The 398-nt window shown below is 51.0% G+C and carries 1 protein-coding gene; it reads left to right on the plus strand.

The genetic code is table 11. From position 1 onward, the window contains the following. Window positions 1–398 (plus strand): hypothetical protein (locus GV819_RS32790; protein ID WP_161760133.1); only part of this gene is annotated, 398 nt, incomplete at both ends.

Consider the following 398-nt stretch of genomic DNA (forward strand, 5'->3'; position numbering starts at 1 on the left):
ATTGTGGGCCTGCACAACGGCAGCCGTATTTACACCACCGAGGTGGAAGCAGACTACTGGGTCGATGTAATTACGGGTCAAAACAAAGATTCTGCAGTGTCTTGGGGTATCGGGCAAAACCTCAGTGAAAGGCTTTACTCGCTGAGATTCATCGCTGAAAACGAGCCTGCCATTGAGCGAATCCTCGATCTGCGCCATCAACTTGAGAAAAACGAACTCAGCGCGTTTGCCAGCGGTATTACCCGCTTCGTTGACAAACGGGAAGGCGAATACTTGTCGCCGCCCGAAGTCAAAGAAACATTCGGTGTGTTGTTCGACCGTGAACACATTGAACTGACCAATGCATTGTCCGCAGAACTGTCCTCGTTCATTGCGCGTGAAAAAAGCCGCTACCTGGG

Source organism: Pseudomonas sp. Fl5BN2 (assembly GCF_009908205.1).
Classification (GTDB): domain Bacteria; phylum Pseudomonadota; class Gammaproteobacteria; order Pseudomonadales; family Pseudomonadaceae; genus Aquipseudomonas.